Source organism: Hydrogenovibrio marinus, assembly GCF_013340845.1.
Classification (GTDB): domain Bacteria; phylum Pseudomonadota; class Gammaproteobacteria; order Thiomicrospirales; family Thiomicrospiraceae; genus Hydrogenovibrio; species Hydrogenovibrio marinus.
On record NZ_AP020335.1, the window covers coordinates 1,869,349 to 1,889,367 of the forward strand.

18 protein-coding genes are annotated in these 20,019 nt (G+C 43.4%); 9 read left to right on the top strand and 9 right to left on the bottom strand.

What is annotated here, in order from left to right; genetic code table 11:
* Positions 1–3 precede the first annotated feature (3 nt).
* Positions 4–972: an ADP-glyceromanno-heptose 6-epimerase gene (gene rfaD / locus HVMH_RS08920; RefSeq protein ID WP_029913179.1), complete on the bottom strand. Its 969-nt coding sequence runs from the start codon at positions 970–972 to the stop codon at positions 4–6.
* A gap of 152 nt (positions 973–1,124) precedes the next feature.
* On the opposite strand from rfaD, the gene HVMH_RS08925 reads away from it, so the two are divergent.
* The 5 genes from HVMH_RS08925 (at position 1,125) to panD (ending at position 7,902) form a co-directional block, all read left to right on the top strand.
* Positions 1,125–1,811 (top strand): tyrosine-protein phosphatase, encoded by a 687-nt coding sequence (locus HVMH_RS08925; RefSeq protein ID WP_029913175.1) that lies wholly within the window; start codon positions 1,125–1,127, stop codon positions 1,809–1,811.
* A gap of 12 nt (positions 1,812–1,823) precedes the next feature.
* Positions 1,824–3,572 carry a lipid A export permease/ATP-binding protein MsbA gene (gene msbA, locus HVMH_RS08930; protein WP_029913173.1) on the top strand — a complete coding sequence of 583 codons (1,749 nt, stop codon included), beginning with the start codon at positions 1,824–1,826 and terminating at the stop codon, positions 3,570–3,572.
* Positions 3,556–4,482: a lysophospholipid acyltransferase family protein gene (locus HVMH_RS08935; RefSeq protein WP_029913170.1), complete on the top strand. Its 927-nt coding sequence runs from the start codon at positions 3,556–3,558 to the stop codon at positions 4,480–4,482. The genes msbA and HVMH_RS08935 overlap by 17 nt, the downstream gene beginning before the upstream one ends.
* 81 nt (positions 4,483–4,563) lie before the next feature.
* Entirely contained in the window at positions 4,564–7,353 is a 2,790-nt protein-coding gene (gene ppc / locus HVMH_RS08940) for a phosphoenolpyruvate carboxylase (RefSeq protein WP_029913167.1), read from the top strand.
* Positions 7,354–7,509: 156 nt separating this feature from the next.
* Entirely contained in the window at positions 7,510–7,902 is a 393-nt protein-coding gene (gene panD / locus HVMH_RS08945; RefSeq protein ID WP_029913163.1) for an aspartate 1-decarboxylase, read from the top strand.
* Positions 7,903–7,905: 3 nt separating this feature from the next.
* Here panD and HVMH_RS08950 read toward each other — a convergent pair whose 3' ends face one another.
* The 8 genes from HVMH_RS08950 to ilvA all read right to left on the bottom strand — a co-directional run bounded on the left by HVMH_RS08950 (position 7,906) and on the right by ilvA (position 15,544).
* Positions 7,906–8,637, bottom strand: a complete 732-nt coding sequence (locus HVMH_RS08950) for a flagellar motor protein MotB (protein WP_029913160.1) — start codon at positions 8,635–8,637, stop codon at positions 7,906–7,908.
* Entirely contained in the window at positions 8,637–9,404 is a 768-nt protein-coding gene (locus HVMH_RS08955) for a motility protein A (RefSeq protein WP_029913157.1), read from the bottom strand. The genes HVMH_RS08950 and HVMH_RS08955 overlap by 1 nt, the downstream gene beginning before the upstream one ends.
* Positions 9,405–9,437: 33 nt before the next feature.
* Positions 9,438–10,286 (bottom strand): pantoate--beta-alanine ligase, encoded by an 849-nt coding sequence (gene panC / locus HVMH_RS08960; RefSeq protein WP_029913154.1) that lies wholly within the window; start codon positions 10,284–10,286, stop codon positions 9,438–9,440.
* 25 nt (positions 10,287–10,311) lie between these two features.
* Entirely contained in the window at positions 10,312–11,100 is a 789-nt protein-coding gene (gene panB, locus HVMH_RS08965; RefSeq protein ID WP_232087754.1) for a 3-methyl-2-oxobutanoate hydroxymethyltransferase, read from the bottom strand.
* A gap of 27 nt (positions 11,101–11,127) precedes the next feature.
* Positions 11,128–11,604 carry a 2-amino-4-hydroxy-6-hydroxymethyldihydropteridine diphosphokinase gene (gene folK, locus HVMH_RS08970; RefSeq protein WP_029913149.1) on the bottom strand — a complete coding sequence of 159 codons (477 nt, stop codon included), beginning with the start codon at positions 11,602–11,604 and terminating at the stop codon, positions 11,128–11,130.
* Positions 11,605–11,609: 5 nt separating this feature from the next.
* Complete coding sequence (pcnB, locus tag HVMH_RS08975) at positions 11,610–13,022, bottom strand: polynucleotide adenylyltransferase PcnB (protein WP_029913146.1); 1,413 nt, start codon at positions 13,020–13,022, stop codon at positions 11,610–11,612.
* 110 nt (positions 13,023–13,132) lie between these two features.
* Entirely contained in the window at positions 13,133–13,807 is a 675-nt protein-coding gene (locus HVMH_RS08980; RefSeq protein ID WP_029913143.1) for a hypothetical protein, read from the bottom strand.
* A 213-nt stretch (positions 13,808–14,020) separates the two neighbouring features.
* Entirely contained in the window at positions 14,021–15,544 is a 1,524-nt protein-coding gene (ilvA, locus tag HVMH_RS08985) for a threonine ammonia-lyase, biosynthetic (RefSeq protein ID WP_029913141.1), read from the bottom strand.
* A gap of 454 nt (positions 15,545–15,998) precedes the next feature.
* Between ilvA and HVMH_RS08990 the strand changes: the two genes are divergently transcribed.
* From HVMH_RS08990 to HVMH_RS09005, 4 genes are all read left to right on the top strand, one after another.
* Positions 15,999–18,044, top strand: coding sequence for a TonB-dependent receptor domain-containing protein (locus HVMH_RS08990; protein WP_029913135.1), 2,046 nt, complete (start codon positions 15,999–16,001; stop codon positions 18,042–18,044).
* A 16-nt stretch (positions 18,045–18,060) separates the two neighbouring features.
* Entirely contained in the window at positions 18,061–18,687 is a 627-nt protein-coding gene (locus tag HVMH_RS08995; protein ID WP_029913132.1) for an SCO family protein, read from the top strand.
* 10 nt (positions 18,688–18,697) lie between these two features.
* Positions 18,698–19,213, top strand: a complete 516-nt coding sequence (locus HVMH_RS09000; protein ID WP_081822773.1) for a copper chaperone PCu(A)C — start codon at positions 18,698–18,700, stop codon at positions 19,211–19,213.
* A 178-nt stretch (positions 19,214–19,391) separates the two neighbouring features.
* Positions 19,392–19,961 carry a hypothetical protein gene (locus HVMH_RS09005; RefSeq protein WP_051623150.1) on the top strand — a complete coding sequence of 190 codons (570 nt, stop codon included), beginning with the start codon at positions 19,392–19,394 and terminating at the stop codon, positions 19,959–19,961.
* Positions 19,962–20,019: the final 58 nt, after the last annotated feature.

Below are 20,019 nucleotides of genomic sequence, written 5' to 3' on the forward strand. Positions count from 1 at the left end.
ACTTTATTTAGTAAAATTCAGTGTTGTCGGATTTTCACTCAACCAAGTTAGATATTTATGAACACCTTCGGCAACTGTGTGAAATTCTCCGGTATAACCTGCTTCTCGCAGCAAGCTATTATCAGCTTGAGTATAGCTTTGGTATGCACCTTTAAGGTGTTCTGGAAAAGGAATGTACTCAATCTCACCCTTACCATGAAACTGAATCACAGCTTCTGCTATGTTTTTAAAAGGTTCCGCTGCCGCTGGCCCTAAGTTGAATACCCCTGACTTATCCGGGTTATCTTTAAACCACAAGTTGACTTTAACAACATCTTCAACATAGACAAAATCTCGCGTCTGCATCCCAGCATCATAGCCATCATACGGACCAAAAAGTTTGAGCTTTTCGCCCTTTAAGATTTGATTATGCAGTTTGAATGCAACACTCGCCATATCCCCTTTGTGCTGTTCTCTCGGACCATATACATTGAAGTATCTAAAGCCAACAACCTGACTTTCTGCATGAGGAAGAACTCTACGGATATATTGGTCAAATTGAAACTTGGAGAATCCATAAACATTCAGCGGCTTTTCATACTCACGTTTTTCTATAAACGTCGGTCCATCGCCATACACAGAGGCTGATGAGGCATAAAGAAAAGGGATTTTTCTGTTCAAACAGAAGTTCAGCAAATCTTTGGAATATTCATAATTGTTATCCATCATGAACTTACCGTCCCACTCCGTAGTGGCTGAACAAGCACCTTGGTGAAAAACACATTCAATTTCAGGCAGACCTTCTTCGGCAAAAATTCGCGTCTGAAAATCTTCTTTATCTAAAAAATCAGCAAAATCACAATCAGCTAAATTAATGAATTTTTTACCATTTTTTAAATTATCAACCACTAAGATATCGGCAATACCCTGCTCATTCAAAGCCTTAACGATATTAGAACCAATAAATCCGGCACCGCCTGTTACTACAATCATGAACAACCCTAAAACTAACTGTTTTTCAATAATCTCAGAATTTTAACACTTATTTATTAAGGGGTTGTTCAAGATTTAGCCGAGATAATTTCCAATCCCATGCTGCAAATAGTAAAATACCGCCAACTTTTTCAACTATCGCCGCAACCTAAATGCATCAATTAAATACGAAATGGGGTAGATTTCTCGCTTACTTTGAAGCTTGGATAGTCGACCACGAAATCCTTCGTCTCTTCTATCGAAATTTTCATAAAGTGGGTCATGACGCATACCGCAGCAACCACCCTTCCCCTGCTTTCGTCAAAAAGCTCGCGAAAAAGTACCACGTTAAAACCATCCTTAACATTCGAGGAAACAACCGCTCTAGCTTTAATGGAGATGATTTCTCAGGGCAGTACAAACTGGAACTAGAAGCCTGCCAGAAATACGGCATAGAACTTCTCACAACCCGCTTTTCTTCTAGAGATGCACCAAGAGTTGAAGAAGTACTTTCTTTGAAAGAGCAATTAACGAAAATTGAGTATCCTGTACTCTTCCATTGTAAGTCAGGTGCTGACCGTGCGGGTCTGGTCAGCGCACTCTATTTGCACTTCCACGAAAACGTACCCATTGAGTCTGCAGTTAAAGAATTAACTCTTTGGAAAGGTCATATTAAATGGGCTGAAACAGGAATTTTAGATTTCTTTTTCCAGAGCTATATTGATTTCCATAAGACTCATCCTGAGATTGAGTTTGAAACGTGGCTGACCGATGTTTACGACTATGAACAACTTGCAAAGTCTTTCAAAGCAAACAAAGTTGGAAAGTTCATCGTCAACAAAATCCTGCACCGGGAATAGAGAATAGATGCCATGAAAAAAACAACAACGCTAAAACTCTACTCTCGTCTTCTGGGCTTTATCAAACCCTATTGGCAAACGATTATTCCGATGCTACTTGCGCTTGTCGTCGCTGCAGGCATGGAACCCTTGATGCCTGCATTATTAAAACCTCTTGTAGATGACACCCTTATAGCCAAAGACCCTCAATCAATCACTCAAATCCCACTACTTTTGCTTTTGGTTTTTGTCGTGAAAGGCTTTGCAGAGTATGCCAGTAAAGTTTTAAGCGAATGGATTGCACACAAAGCAATTGTTGATATTCGTTATGCCATGTTCAAGAAACTAAATCGCCTTCCGCTTGGTACTTACCAAAAATACAGTTCGGGAAAACTAACCTCCAAGATCACCTATGACGTATTGCAAGTTGGTAATACATTAAGTGAAGCTTGGATTATCGTAATTCGCGATACATTAATCATTATGGGATTACTTGGCTATCTGTTTTATACCTCATGGCAATTGACCTTGATGATCCTGCTAATCGGTCCTGTTATCGGCTTTATTATTGATAGAGCAAGTCGAATGATGCGCGGCTCAAGTACCGAAATGCAAAATAGCATGGGACACATGACACAAGCCTTGGAAGAAGGCATTCTTGCGCATAAAGATATTAAAATTTATGGTGCTGAAGCCTATGAAGAAAACAAGTTTCATAGTGTTGCTGACGCTTTAAGAAAACACACGATGGCAGTCATCAAAGTTTCAGCCGCCAATGTGCCTTTGGTTCAGGTATTGGCAGCCGCTGCCTTAGCAGCGGTGCTCTACGTTATATCGTTGATGTCTGCTCAGAACTTGTTCACGCCTGGGGAGTTGATTGCATTTATTGCCGCCATGGCAATGATTTTCGAACCTATCAGACGCTTGACCAATATCAATGAAACCATTCAAAAAGGAATGGCTGCAGCAGAAAGTATCTTCGAGATACTTGATCTTCCTGATGAAAAAGATACAGGGACCAAAACGCTTGCTGGCATCAGTCACAATATTCGCTTCGACAACGTGAACTTTAGATACCACCCTAGGTCTAAATACATCATTCACAACTTATCGTTGGATTTTCCTATTAATAAAACAACCGCTTTGGTTGGTGAGTCTGGTTCAGGAAAAACGACCATTGCCAATTTACTAGCACGTTTTTTCAGAGTTTCAGATGGCGCAATATTCATTAATGAGCAAAATATAAATGATTACTCCCTTTCTTCTTTGAGAGCGCATATTGCATTCGTTAGCCAAGATGTTGTCCTGTTCAACGACACCATTAGAGCAAACATCGCTTATGGACTGTCCGATATAGATGAAAAAGACATTATTGACGCTGCTAAGGCTTCACACTCTTGGGATTTTATTCGCTCATTACCTGAAGGGCTGGATACCATTATTGGTGATAAAGGCTCAAATTTATCTGGGGGCCAAAAACAACGTATCGCCATCGCAAGAGCGTTCCTAAAAAATGCGCCTATCCTGATTATGGACGAAGCAACTTCAGCTCTTGATAACCAATCAGAATCAATGGTACAGCAAGCGATTGATAAACTACGCGAAAACAGAACGGTGATTATCATTGCTCACAGGCTTTCGACGATTGAAAGTGCCGACCAAATTATTGTCTTAGACCAGGGACAACTTGTAGAAAAAGGAACGCACGAGTTTCTTCTATCTCAAGAAGGCAGTTATGCCAATCTATATCAAAAAGGGTCTTTAGATGAGCTCACCAAGTAAAAGCTCTACAACCTTTCAAACCAGCTTCCTGCACCCTAGGTTTTGGGGGATTTGGATTGTTTACGGAATACTTCGACTAGTAGGGTTTCTACCATATAAAGCAAAAATTCGCTTTGGAGAAACTCTAGGACTTCTCTTGTTTTACATCGCTGGCAGTCGAAAAAACAGAGCGATGAAAAATATAGAAATCGCATTTCCAGATAAAAAAGCTGACGACATAAAGCTTTTACTTAAAGAGCACTTTAAATCGCTCGGTGTAGGGCTGATCGAAATTTCAATCACCGCTTGGGGACAACATCGGAAATCTGAAACCCAGAATGAATTGAAATACTTTTCCTACCATGGTCTTGAGCATGTCAACAACAATAAAGAGCACGGCATTCTACTTTTAGTTCCGCACTTTACCACGATGGAAATGTCAGGACTTATGTTGTCATTCGTAATGGATTACAGCCCTATATACCGAAAGCATGACAATCCTCTATTGGAATATTTGATTACAAAGGCAAGAACAAGAAATATCACGAGCACCATACAAAAAAAAGTGTCGCCATTACTGAACACAGATACCAAAATCATGTTAAAAGCACTCCGTTCTAACCAAGTTTTATGGATAGCACCTGATCAAAAGTACAATGGTCAAGGCAGTATTGATGTTCCTTTTTTTAACAAGCCTGCGCCAACCAATCCTGGCATAACAAAACTTGCGAAACTAGGGCATGCCAAAGTCATTCCTTGTTTTACCCGAAGAAACGGCGTCCGCTATGAAATGTATTTTCATGCGCCGCTAGAAAACTTTCCTTCTGGAAATGACTATGAAGACATTCTAAGGCTCCACAAACTCTACGAAGATGAGATTCGTCAAAACCCTTCTCAATATCTCTGGGTGCATAATCGTTGGAGCTTGTAGCATCAAATCCAACTCCAAAAATCCGTAGAATACGGTATAATTTTTTTCAATGATTTCAATTTTATTTTTAATAGGATAACTATGGCAAAGGAACTTCGAGATAAGCAACTCAGATCGCGTGTCAAACTACTGGGCTCACTTCTAGGTGAAGTGATTGAAACACAGGTAGGTAAAGATATTCTGAATGCTGTTGAGAAATTGCGTAAAGGCTACATTAAACTTCATGACAATGAAGATCCGGCTTTAAGAGCTGAATTAAAGGCATTTATTGAAGAGCAAAATCCTGAAGACTTAATCCTAATTATTCGCGCATTCAATCTTTACTTCAGCCTAGTCAACCTAGCTGAAGAAGAGCATCAATTCCATGAGCGTCAAAGCCAGTTAAAATCTGATGGCCCTTTATGGATGGGCTCTGTCCTCAACACTATCGAAGAGTTCAAGAAAGACGGCTTGACTGCTGACGAAGTAAAAACCTTAATTGGAAAACTGAACTACATCCCCGTTTTCACTGCACACCCTACAGAATCTAAAAGACGTGCAGTTATGGACAACCTTCGCCGCATTTTCTTAACATTAGGTGAGCTTAACGAAGCGGAAAACTACCAAAATCCTTATGCGCAAGAAGAAGTTATCAAAAAGCTACAATACCAAATTCAGGTACTTTGGCGTACAGACGAAGTAAGACGCATTAAACCGACCGTAGAAGACGAGATTCGTAACGGTATCTATTACTTCAGGCAATCTCTATTTGCAGCGATTCCAACCGTTTATCGCTATATGGAGCGCGCCCTTGCCAGACACTACCCTGACGACAACATCCCAACACCAAACTTTTTAACATTTGGTTCTTGGATTGGTGGTGACCGTGATGGAAACCCTTTTGTTACGCACAAAACCACGGTAAACGCACTATTGATGCAAGCGCGTGCCGTGCTTTACGAATATGAAAAACGCATTTTCCAATTGAGTAGCCAACTGACTCAATCTCGTTATTTAACAGAGATTAAACAAGAAATTCTCAATAAAACGACAATTATTGATGCGGACCTAATGGAACTGGTTTTCCACAAGCGTTCATCACGCTTTATCGATGAGCCTTACCGTCGATTCCTCTATTTAATGCGTGGTCGTATTCAGCAAAACATTGCCTATGTTGAAGCGCAGCTTAACGACGATCCTATTGAGAAATCACCATTCTGCTACAACAGTGAAGAAGAGTTTATTGACGATTTAGAGCTGATTTACGAATCGCTATGCGGTCACGGTGACCAAGAAGTCGCTGATGCAGATTTGAAAGATCTTATCCGTCTTGCTCAGACTTTCGGCTTCTATCTGATGAGACTCGACATTCGTCAAGAATCAACCGTTCACACCGATGCTGTTTCAGACCTATTGTCGCACCTAGGCATCAACTACGAACAACTTTCTGAAGCTGAACGTATTGACCTGCTTTCCAAGCATATTTCTTCACCGACAATCATCGATACGCAGCACTTGGCACTGAATAAAATGACAAAAGAAGTCTTGGAAGTCTTCCACGTCATCCGCAGAATGCGCGAAGAAATCAGTCCAAAAGCCTTCAACAACTATGTTATCTCCATGACACACGAAGCAAGTCATGTCATGGAAGTCCTGTTCCTTGCTCACCAAGCGGGTCTAGCAGGATACAACGCTGGCGAACCTTATTGTAAAATCCGTATCTCTCCATTGTTTGAAACCATTCAAGACTTGGAGCACATCGTCCCAGTTACAACCGCACTATTCGATAACCCAACTTACCACGCCCTTCTAAAAGTGTCGGGGAATCTGCAAGAAATCATGCTAGGTTATTCTGACTCTGCAAAAGATGGTGGTAACCTGTCTTCAGCTTGGACACTTTATCAAGCACAAGAACAAATCATGAAACTTGCTGACGAATACGGTATTGACTGCCGCTTGTTCCATGGTCGTGGTGGCACGGTTGGGCGCGGAGGCGGACCAACGCATAACGCTATTCTGTCCCAGCCAACAGGCACTGTTCGTGGGCAAATCAAGTTCACAGAGCAGGGGGAAGTATTGTCGTACAAATACAGCAATGCTGAAACTGCTATGTATGAAATTTCTCTTGGCGTCACCGGGTTAATGAAAGCTAGTAAATGCTTGGTTAGAGAAACCAAAGAAGACGACCCAGAATTCCTTTCAACCATGCAGCAATTGGCGAAACAAGGTGAGCATGCTTTCAGAGAACTCACTGACCACACCGATGGTTTCTTTAAGTTCTTCTACGAAGCGACCCCTGTTACCGAAATCGGCTTATTGAACATTGGCTCAAGACCATCGCATAGAAAGCAAGGAAACCTATCCAAATCTTCTATCCGTGCAATTCCTTGGGTCTTTGGTTGGGCGCAAGCTAGACTTACTTTCCCAGCATGGTACGGAACGGGGACTGCTTTGGCTAACTGGTCCAATAATCATGGTGACAAGCAGCTGAAAGACATGTATGAAAACTGGCCTTTCTTTAGAGGTTTGGTAAGTAATATCCAAATGGCATTATTCAAAACCGATTTGATTATCGGTAAGAGCTACAGTGAACTAGGTACGGATCAAGAAACTGCACAAAAAATCTACCACATGATTGCGGATGAACATACACGTGCAGTTGAAGCTAACTTGAACATCAGTGGCAATGAATACTTAATGGCGGAAACCCCTCAAATCGCTTTATCGCTAATGAGAAGAACGCCTTATCTTGAACCGCTAAACAACATACAAGTTGCGATTCTTAAACGCTACAAAAATCCAGACCTGACCGATGAAGAGCGCGAAGTCTGGGTAACGCCTCTACTGAACAGCATCAATGCAATTGCTGCTGGCATGAGAAACACGGGGTAAAACGGCTTCCGTTATGATGAGCCGAGATGTTTTGCAAAATACAACATTTCGGCGCGCCCTTGAAAATCTATAAAACGGCCTTATTAACTTTAAAGAAAATTTTCTGTATAATTAGCCGCCTGTTGTTTAAAACCCACAAAATTAGCGATTGTAAATATGCAAATTACCCTGCTTAAATCTAAACTTCACAGAGTCACCACCACGCATTCGGAGCTAGACTACGAAGGGTCGTGCGCAATTGATTCTCACCTATTAGATGTCGCAGGTATTCGTGAATACGAGCAAATTCAAATCTACAACGTTAATAATGGGGAAAGATTTACAACTTACGCTATCTGCGCTGAAAGGCACTCAGGTATCATCTCGGTTAATGGTGCTGCGGCTCACAAGGCCCAACCTGGCGATTTATTGATTATTGCGACTTATGCAACGATGGATGCGCAAGAAGCCGATAACTTCAAGCCAGTACTGGTTTACTTCGATAAAGACAATAAAATCACAAACACGCGTAACAGCATCCCGGTACAAATGCAGCAACACACTGCTTAGTGTTCATGGTTCCGCTTTCGGGATAATAACAATCTCGACACGACGGTTCTTCGCAAAGCCTGCTTCTGTTTCCTCATTACTAATGGGCTGTGTGTCAGCAACACCAATCGCCTCAACTTGCTTTGGCATCACAATTTTATCTTCAATCAGTTTTTCCACTACCGCCGCGGCACGAGCACTAGAAAGCTCCCAGTTACTTCTGAATCGACCACCTGTGACTGCACGTTTATCAGTGTGACCGATTACTTTCACAGTAGCCTTATTTGTAATATAGGGACGCAACTTATCTAGCTCCGCAAAACTTTCCGTCTTCAAGTCTGCCCTGCCTGGCGAAAAGGAAATGGTCTCGGGCAGCAAGACTTTTATTTGCCGTTTTTGCAAATCCATACTGACATCGATTTTCTTCTCTGGACTGTCCGTGTGACGCCCCAGCGCATAGGTTTTAATCAAGCTCTCATATAAAGGATGAAGCTCGTCTATTACCTGCTGTTGCGGCTTATTCACAATCGAAGTTTTTTTAGCCTCATCCTTGGTGGCATTGAAATATTCAACTTGAGAAGGAGAAAGACCGACACCAAATCCAAGGGCATTGGTCAAAGACTCAACTAGGGATTCATATTTTTTAGCATCGATGGTTGACATGGAAAAAAGTAACACAAAAACAGCCATCAGCAATGACATCAGGTCGGCAAACGTCGCCATCCACTCTGGGCATGGCTTCGTTTTTTTAGCCATCAGACAACTTCCTCATCGAAGTTCGGCTTCTTATCCAAGTATGGAGATAAAACATCGCGCAGCATGCTATGGTGCAGCCCTTTAGCGATAAAATCAACCGCATCAATAATCATTTGCTGGCGAATTGATTCTTCCTGCCCCCAGACAGCGATCTTATCCGCTAAAGGAAGTGCGAATAAATTGGCAATCATCGCACCATAGAGCGTCGTCAGCATAGCTACCGCCATTGCAGGACCAATAGAAGATGGATCTGATAAATTCGACAACATCTGCACTAACCCAACCAGTGTTCCAATCATACCAAAAGCAGGCGCAGCCCCACCTATTGAGCTGAACACACCTGCACTTGTTTGGGCTCTTTCGACCAACAAACGGTTTTCTTCTTTGAGGGTTTGACGCACCAATTCTCTGGGGTAATTATCCACCAGCATTCTTACACCATATTGATAGAATTCATTGCGAACTTCTATCTTTTCTAGCGAAACAATACCGTTTTGTCTTGCAGATCTCACCAATTGATCAGTGAGCTCAATCAGCTCTTCTTTATCTTGAATATCTGTTGATGGCATTAAAATGCGAAAGGACATCTTAATTGAATAGATGGCTTCTTTGAGTGAATAACGAATCATAGTCGCGGCAACGGTGCCGCCAAAAACAATCATCAATCCTGGAATATTAAAGAAAATCAAAATGGACGAACCCATCGACATCGCCCAAAGCACAATGACGATGCCGACAATCAGCCCAATAAATGTTGAAAAATTCATGCTTTCTCTACAATCCCAAAGTTCAGATCAGAACTAGTCAAGGCAAATATTATCCAGCAAGCGCGTAGACCCCAAACGAACCACTGCTAGAATAACCAAGCCATCATTCTTTTCCATTACGGGTTTTAACGTATCTGCATCTACAATTCTAATATAATCAACAGCATCAAAGCCATAGGCCAGCAATTGTTTTTCTGCTGCGGCCTCTAACTCTCTATACAGCTTATTACCTGATTCAACAGCAGAAGCAATATCTTGCAAGGTAACGAATAATTTTGGTGCAACTTGTCGCTGCATTTCCGACAAATACTGATTTCTCGAGCTCAGCGCCAGACCATCCACCCCCCTTCCGATGGGGGCTCTGAGAATGTTGACACTCATAGACAAGTCAACCACCATTTGCTTGATGATACGCCACTGCTGAAAATCTTTCTGTCCAAAAACCGCAACATCCGGGGTAACAATATTAAACAGCTTAGTCACAACAGTCGTTACACCATCGAAATGCCCTGGGCGAGATGCACCTTCCCACAAGGCACCTAGAACTCCAGAAGCCTTTACCAAAGTGTCCATACCCTTTTCTGGGTACATTTCTTCTACTGAAGGTAAAAACACTATATCGACGTTTAATGCGCTAAGCTTTTCACAGTCTGCATGCAAAGTACGAGGGTAATTACCAAAGTCTTCATTTGGGCCAAACTGAAGCGGGTTCACAAAAATGCTGACAACGACTTTATCCGCATTTTCCTTCGCCATTTCTACAAGGCTTAAATGCCCATCATGAAGATTGCCCATTGTCGGCACAAAACCAACTTTTAGTCCCTCTTGCTTCCACAGGGCAACTTGTTCTCGAACAGCGTTGATTGTCTCTACTTTCAGCATCCGTATTGACTCCCTGCTCTCATAACTACCCAGGGAATTTCTTGCTACGAACTTCGTCGACATAATTCTGTATGGCTTGCTGAATCGAACCTGCACCCACTAGATAGTTCTTTGCAAAAGGAGGAACACCGCCTACAGAAGTCCCTAAGATATCCGTCAATACCAATACCTGCCCATCGCTTTCACCGCCTGATCCAATACCAATCACAGGAATGCTTGTTGCTCTCGATATGTCCCCTGCAAGATAGTCTGGAACGCATTCCAGCACCAACATTTCTGCCCCTGCCTTCTCTAGTGCAATAGCATTCTCCAGCAATATTTTGGCAGAAGCTTCGTCCTTTCCTGCTCGGCGATAGCCATTTTTCTCCACTGATTGAGGCAACAAACCTAAGTGACCACATACAGGCACCCCCAACTCAGATAAACGTTCAATAATTGAGAGCGTTCTCGGTGAACCGCCTTCTAGCTTCACCATATTCGCATGACCTTCTTTCATCAACATTGCAGCTGACTCACACGCTTTTTCAATGGTAATATCAGACATGAAAGGAAAGTCGGCCACACACCATGCATGCTGGTTCCCTCTCTGCACCATTTGCGTGTGATAGACCATTTCTTGCAAGGTGACGGGCAAAGTTGTTTGATGGCCTTGCACCACCATTCCCAGTGTGTCGCCGACCAAAATAACATCCACGCCGGCTTGGTCTAGCCAATATCCCATCGTCGCATCATAAGCCGTTAAACAGACAATTTTTTCCTCTGCCATCTTCATCTTTTTCAGACGGGATAAGGTCATTTTTTTCTTCGTAGTCATAGTTAGGCTCTCTTAAAGGTTTGAGGACTATGTATTTAGCGGAAAAACAAACGTTTCTTTCAGTTCTTTGATGAGAGCGTCCACACTTCCCAAAACAGGGATATCAGAAGCCAACTCTCTTAATGGGAGCAAAACGAAGTCTCGCGACTGCATTTCTGGGTGAGGCACCACTAATTCGGATGTTTGGATGGTCATGGAACCATACAGGAGAATGTCCAAATCAATCAGCCTTTCTCCCCAGTGGCGTTTCTTCACTTTCCCTTGTTCTTGTTCCAAAGCCTGCAAAGCGCTTAACAGCGCTGTTGCGGACATATGCGTTTCTATTTTAGCGACAGCATTAACGAAATCCGGTTGGTCTTGTGGCCCTTGCGGCTTTGACGCATATAGAGACGAAGACGAAACTAGCTTTGTATCCGGCAGGTGCGCCAAAGATTCGATGGCAGCATTGACCTGGAAAAGGGGATTTTCCAGATTGCTACCTATACCGATATATGCCTCAACCAAACCGTTTATTCCGCGTCGGATGAACTGCTTCTTTTACGGTAAGGGTTGCGCCCTCTTCTCGGTTTTCTGGGCTTTCTTCCTTCGGTTCGCACGTCATTCGCGAAAGCCACTTGATCAATAGCGTCCTTTTCTTGATACTGAGTCCACCAATCAAACAATTCCTGCTCGGATGTTTCACCAGCTGCCGCTCTGATGCCTAGAAAATCATAGGCCGCACGGAATCGAGGGTGCTCGAACAATCTTTGCGCTCTAGTACCTGAACGTCTTGCCAGCCTGAACTGTAAACTCCAAATCTCTCTAATTTGCGATGAAAATCGTTTAGGAATGGAGGTCGCCACAATTTGTTGTTCAATTACATCATTCGCAGCAGCATATAACGCATCCTGGTGCGTAAACCCTTCTGACAAATGTTGCTCGCGTCTTTGCAACATAGGCTCCCACAGCATCGCCGCGAAAAGGAAAGAAGGATTCACACCTTTTCCTGACTGAATGCGTGCATCGGTGCTTTTGAGCGCTTCAACCACCAACATTCTCGGAAAGCCTTGTTCCTCTTGGGACAAAACATGATGTGTTTGAGGGAAAAGATAGGTAAAGAGGCCGAAATGACGCAGTTTTTCAAACACCTCTATTGCCACGCCACTATGAAAAAGCTTCAGAACCTCTTCGAACATACGGGCATTAGAAACATCTTTCAGTAAATGCCCCATTTCATAAAGCGGCGCTTTGGTCTTAGACTCAATCTCAAAACCAAGCTTGGCGGCAAAACGTACCGCACGAATCATTCTTACCGGATCTTCACGGTATCGGGTTTCAGGGTCACCAATCAAACGTAACTGGCCTTTTTTAATATCGCGCAATGCACCGGCATAATCGACAATCGAAAAATCCTTGATGTTGTAGTAAAGGCTGTTAACCGTAAAATCTCGACGCCAAATATCTTCATCAATAGTGCCATAAACATTATCGCGCACTAGACGACCAGTCTCATCAACCGCTCTTGAGTGACTGGTCTTTCTTCTGGAAGGCTTTAGGGTTTCTGCATCGCCAGCACCACGGAAAGTTGCCACTTCAATAACATTTCTACCAAAGTGCACATGAGCGAGGCGAAAGCGTCTACCGATCAAACGACAGCGCTGACGAAATACCGCCTTGATCTCTTCCGGTTCGGCATTGGTCACAATATCAAAATCTTTCGGTTCAAGCCCTAGCAAAAGGTCTCTCACCGCGCCCCCAACGAGGTAGGCCTCATACCCTGCTCGCTTCAAACCGTAAAGCACATCCAATGCACCTTTATCAATTTGTTCACGGGAAATATTATGCTGCTTTCGCGAAATGATATCCGGTTCTGAATTTGTATAAGGAGATTGGCTTTGGGCTTTGGAGAAAAACGAAGCGACTTTTCGAATCAAACGTTGCATAGATGAAAATTACAGAACCATTTATAAATGAATAGAAGTGGCGTTATTTTACTCTGTTTTGCAAGGCGAGACAAAATTAGATAAGCCAAATTTGCTTTGACATGAAAAACTTAGATGTATTTGACGTAAGTCCTGTTTTCACCCAGCAGTTCTTTTTCCTTTTCAATGCACACATCGAGCAATTGATGAAAGAAATCACTGTAGAAAGGACATGAAATATCTTCATTGGCAACCTGTTGCTTGATCTGAATATAGGTACCTTTCACGCTGGGTAAATCAACACCGTACTCTTTGAGCTTCTTCAAGTTGTAGTCAACATATTGATCTAGACGCCTTTCGCATCGAGAACTTTTCACACGCTTCAAAATGCTGTAAAACAACTGACGACTAAGGCTGCTAAACCGTTCGTCACGAATAACTTCGAAAATTTCATGATGCTGTGTCGTGACTTTGAACTCTCTTGCCGGATCAGTGAAAAAACTGATCGCAACACGATAAAAGGAAGGGATACCTTGGGTATATTGCGCACTTGGTGAATACCAGCTGCTTTCTCCTTTGAGAATCACGCGGATTACAGCTTTATCACCGCGTTGCTGCATTTTCAACAACGAGCCGTGCTTGAGCAAACTTTCTTCTTCTTTCAGGGCTTGCTTGATTGGCATTGTGCGCCAATCATACTGCATAGGGTTACGTTCCTGTTTGAACACATCCACTACATCGGTTTTATCTACAAACTCTAAAAAGTCGCATTTTTTATTACTGTACAACCTAAAAATATGAATCATCCGTGCTTAAGACACCTACTTAGCATAATCAATCAAAGGAATAACATGTTGTTTTAGAACAACTTATATTTTATCTAACGCTCAATTAAACCATCAAAGCTGAAAGATAAATAATTAAAACTTATAATCATTCCATAAGCTTGATTGATTTATCTAAACGTGACAGAGGGCGGTGTTACCCTCATAAAATCTGCCAGGTTGGGGTCATGCAACTCAATCAATAGGTTTCAAAAATAGATCGTAACCGATATTATCTTGTTCACAATCGTACGGATAGCCAAGGTTTTTCAAGTAGTGTTCAAAAGCCTCTTCTTGCTCTGGCGGCACCTGCACACCAATCAACACTCGACCATACGCCGCACCGTGGTTACGGTAATGGAACAAACTGATATTCCACTCTTCAGACATTTGAATCAAGAATTGCAGCAATGCGCCTGGGCGTTCCGGGAACTGGAAGCGATAGAGAATCTCGTTTTTGATACCCGGCGCGTGGCCACCGACCATATAGCGCAAATGAAGCTTCGCCATCTCGTTATCACTCATATCCTCAAACTGATAGCCTGCCTCCAGCATTTGCTTTTTAAGTTGCTCTTTTTCCGCAAACCCGCCTTCAGTACGCACACCGACAAACACTACCGCTCTTTTACTATCTGCAAAGCGGTAGTTGAATTCGGTAATGGCACGTCTATCGCCCAAAAACTCGCAGAATTTCTTGAAGCTACCAGGTGTTTCAGGGATCGTTACCGCAAAAATCGCTTCGCGTTTTTCACCGATTTCCGTTCTTTCCGAAATATGGCGTAGACGATCAAAATTCATATTCGCACCACTGACAATCGCCACCATCTTCAGATCGGAAACGCCTTTTTCCTCAACAAATTTCTTCATCCCTGCCAGTGCTAGCGCACCCGCTGGCTCTGCAATCGCTCGAGTATCTTCAAAAATATCTTTGACCGCGGCACAGATTTCATCAGTTTTCACGGTCACCATTTCATCCACACAAGTCTGTGCAATGCGAAACGGAATTTTGCCTACCTGTGCTACCGCAACACCATCGGCAAAAATACCGACAGAGTCCAACACAACGCGCTTGCCAGCTTTCAGCGCTTCAGTCATACAAGCGGCATCTTCCGGCTCTACACCAACCACTCTTGTCTTTGGCGAAACTTGTTTGATGACCGCACTGATACCAGCAATCAACCCGCCCCCGCCGACAGGTACAAAAATAACATCCAAGTCTTTGCCTTGTCTAAGGAGTTCCAAAGCAATGGTGCCTTGCCCGGCAATCACATATTCATCGTCATAAGGCGCAATGTAAGTCAGATTATCTTTCTCACGCAGCATTTCCGCATGAGCCGCGGCTTCATCATAAGTGTCGCCGAATAGAACTGCGTTCCCGCCCCAGTTACGAACTGAGTTTACCTTGATGGCTGGCGTGGTCTGAGGCATGACAATTGTCGCCTTGATTCCCATTTTAGAAGCCGTCATCGCAACGCCTTGTGCATGATTCCCGGCTGACGCCGCAATAATGCCGCGCTGTTTTTCCTCTTCCGTCAAATGAAGCATACGGTTGTAAGCCCCGCGCAATTTAAAAGAGAAAACCGGTTGCAAATCTTCACGTTTAAGCCATACCTGATTTCTAAGTCGCTGGGAAATCAACGGCGCTTTTTCCAATGGGGTTTGTTCCGCGATTTCATAAACAGGGACAGACAAAACTTGTCTTAAAATCTTTTCAGGCATAAAACTCTCGATGGCTTTTGGGTTTAATCAAGGCCGCCAACCGCGGCGACAAGACATTTTCAATATTGATTTTGCATTATAACAAAAGGTTTCTTAACCACAATCACTGCAATCTGAATTAAATAAAAACCTATATCAGCCCTGTAAAAAAGGGGGTGCGACAATTTGTCGCATTGATTGATTTCAGGGCATTCCTTAATATCTGCCTTACAAAAATATAACCCTCAGAGACCTTTGCATAAGAACACTGTCGGGGCTATCCGCGATAATGGTCCCGATATTCATTGCAAAGTAAGTTTTAGTCAAAAACCTCACGCAATAGCCACTCCTCACTATTGCGTTTTTTTTATCAATTGAAAAGCTCTTGTGCCAGACTTTCCAATTGATAACAGTGTTCTTACTCAAAGGTCTCTTAGCTTTTAAAAACAAGATGATTTTAAAGGACACTCTAACAATGAAAAGAGCCCCTCTTTGGTTGGCTATCAACAGCGCAATTGTGATGTCTATTCCTCACGTTTCTTTTGCTGCTACTAATGACGCAACACAGCTTGAGCCAATCGCGGTTACCGCTACCGATAAAACCGCCTCTCAATCACAAACCTTTACCAAACAAGAATTAGAAGATACTGGTAACTCAGAGACAGGTAGCGTTCTTAGACAGGTCAATGGTGTGGACGCTGACCGAATGGGAGGACACGGCCTAGACACTGTCATCAGAGGGCAAACACAATCTCAACTCAACATCCTTTTAGATGGCGCCAAAATTGAAGGGGGTTGTCCGAACCGCATGGATCCGCCAACTTCTTATGCAGAAGTCTCTAGCTATGACAAAGTCACAGTTATTAAAGGGGTTAAGTCTTTGGAGTATGGCGCAGGCGGTACGGGTGGAACTGTTCTCTTTGAACGCGAAACCCCAAAATACGATCCAAACAAATCCGTATCTGGCGAAGTATCCGCGATGAAATCAAATATCTTGAATTTCGATCTTAACGCTCAAGCTCAAGCGGTCGGGAAAAAAGGCTATGTCGTGATCCAAGGTAACACCAAAGAGGGCAACAACTATCAGGATGGTAATGGCGACACCGTAAAATCCAGCTACAAAACGCAACAAGGACACATTGACCTGGGGTGGACACCAAATGACCATAATGAAGTGAAATTCTCCGCTGAAAAAAGCAGCACACAAGATGCGCTTTATGGCGGTGCAGGAATGGATGCTCCAAAAGCAGATGGCGACATTTTAAGACTGCAATATAAAGGCAAAAAGCTATCGGACGGAAAAACAAACGGGCAATTGGATGCAGTATTGGTTGATATCTACCAATCTAACGTCACTCACCTGATGGACAACTACACACTTCGTACGCCGGGCGCAATGAAAATGGCTACGCCTACCGACACCACGGCAAAAGGGGCAAAGTTCAAGTTTACCCACCTAATCGGCAAAACCGAATTGGACTATGGCATTCAGCTACAAGCGGTTGTTAAAAACGCTACCTTGTACAACAAAGGCACCAACAAATCGGTTTCTTTATTGTGGCCGGACGCACATACAGATCAAAATGGCGCATTTGTTCAAGCCAAAACAGCTCTGACAGACAGCCAAGACTTAATTTACGGCGTACGCGTTGACCAAGTCACAGCAGAAGCCAAAAAGGCTAACGTTGCGTCAGACATGAACGTAAAAGCAACTTCACTGTATTCCAAATACACTAACTACTCTGGTAAAACAAAAGTCGATGAAACCAACTGGAATGGTTTACTGCGCTATGAACAACGCCTTTCAAAAGGCATGAGTTGGTTCACAGGTGTCAGCTTAACCAGCCGTACTGCGGATGAAACAGAGCGATTTATCGCCAAAAGTGACTGGATCGGTAACCCTGACCTAAAACCAGAAAAACACACTCAGGTGGATATCGGATTGGCTCAAGCAACCACTTCCGTTTCTTGGAGCGCCAATGCGTATTACGACCAGGTTAAAGACTACATCCTAAGAGATTATGCCAAGAACCAAGCAGGTCTAACGTCCTTGACTGGGACACAAAATATCTATGTCAACAAAGATGCCACCATCTCTGGTGCAGAGTTGGAAGCAACTTTCCATGTGTCATCTTCGGTTGACTTGGGTGGGCAAGTTTCTGCGGTTTATGGTCGTAACACAACCGACAAGCGCAACCTCAGCAACATCGCTCCTGTTAGCGGAAACCTGAATGCAAAATACATCGGTTCTAACTGGTATACCGGAACTCGATTTAACTTTGCTTCAGAACAGTCTTCAGTCAACACTGAATATGGTGAGAACAAAACCCCAGCGTGGAGCACGGTAGATTTGTTTGCTGGTTACACCATGAACAAAACCTTACAACTGCAAGCAGGTGTAGACAACCTATTTGACCATGCTTATTATAACTACCTGAACCGCACCGACGTGCTAGGCACCAGTTACAAAGTTATGGAGCCAGGCCGCAATATTTGGGCTCGCGTTTCAGCCAAGTTTTAATCAGAAAAGGAAGCTTATGCCTCAACGTTCTCGCTTGAGTCTTATCCTAGTCGGGCTAGTCATCGTTTTGGTGGCTAGCCTTCTCTATTTTGGATGGTTCAGCTCTACCAACACCCATCCATCCAAGTCGGAGATTTCAGCAGCGCCAACCGGCGGTGACTTCACCGCCGTGTCTTTAAAAGGCCCTGTCTCATTATCCGACTTCAAAGGAAAGTGGGTTTACCTTTACTTCGGCTACACCTTTTGTCCGGATATTTGTCCAACCAACCTGGGCAACCTATCAGGGGCTTACCATCAACTGACGCCAGACGAGAAGAAAAGCCTCCAGTTGATTTTCTTTTCAGTTGACCCTCAAAGGGACACTCCAGCAAGACTGGATGAATACAGCCGTTATTTCGACATGAATCTGCTTGGCGTCACCGCCACGAAATCTGTCATAGATGATGTCACCAAACGCTATGGCGCGGTATACTCCATCCATCGCGAAAAAGGAGACGGGAACAATTACTCGGTTGACCACTCGGCGTTCACTTATGTGATCTCACCTGATGGAAAACTCATTGAGCAACTCCCCCATGGCACCAGCCCTCAAGATTTTTTAAAGAACATGCGCAAGCATTTAAACCAAACGACCTCTCATTAAGGAGAACCTCATGAAAAAAAACACACTTTTGTCTTTTTTCCAAAACAAAAGCTATGCAGCAGCGGCCATTTTACTAAGTAGTTTGTTCATCAGCACCATGGCAAGCGCAATGTCAAAGGACGAAGCTTCTCAAATCGAAGTTTCCAACCCTTATGCAAGAGAAGTACCTCCTGGTGCCATGGCAAGTGCCAGCTTTATGATGCTTAAAAACACCAGTGATCATGACATCTACTTAATTGAAGCTGACTCTAAAGTCGCCAAAAATGTTGAGCTTCATACGCACATCAACGACAACGGCGTCATGCGCATGCGCCAAGTGCCCGATATCAAAATCCCTGCGCATGGCATGGCTATGCTCCAACCGGGCGGGTTCCACATTATGCTGATCGGCTTACAACAAAAGCTGGTCAAAGGTGAAAACATCCAAGTCAAACTGACTTTCAAAGACGGTAGTCATAAAACGGTTACCATGCCAGTCAAAGCCATCCAAGGCATGGGCGGCATGATGCATATGCACAATATGTAACTGTAATTAAAATTAGATTTTCCTCTAACTCAAAGCTCTTTTGAGTTCGAGAAACAAACTCACGCACGCCGCTCTCTCGGCACATATCCAAGGTGTATTCATTTTTTTAGCTTGAAAAAACACACCAATCCTCTATATTACACAGTCTAAAAATAAACAGACAACAGATAAAAAACCTATGAAATATTTAGCAAAAACAAATTTCTTCAAGATGCTTGCGCTGTCATTGCTTGGCGGCTTAACGTTGACTTTTTCGCAGATTTCATCCGCGGCAGATCCAAACGCAGGCAAAGTTCCAACAAACAAACCTCGCCCAATTTATCCTTTGGACAAAGCACGTAACATTGACTTATGTGTTGCCTATTCCACTCTAAAAACGGAAAAGGAAAAGAAAGCTGTGATGGCAGAGTTGGATAAACGTACTCAACTCAGTGAAAAAGATCACGAAAACCTTAAGAAAAAACTGGTCGAACCAGGCAATACCACTTGTGGCATGTACATGATACTTGGCAAACCTCTACAAGAAGAAGGCGTATGGCTAAGACCGATGGTTTTTAAAGTCGTTCACGTTTACCCTAAACATTACTACGTCACGCAAGTGGGTATGGTTATGAAAAAATATGAGCGTAAACCCGGTGAGATGCCACCAAAACTCATCGAAAAAGCGCCAAAAGTGCAAGGGCCGCCAGTAGTTTTCGAAGCACCGGGCGGACGTCCGATGCACCCTGGCATGGAACCTCAAAAATAAATATCCCATCAACCTCCTCTTCTCCCTGTCAGGAATAAGGAGGTTTTCCAACCACATC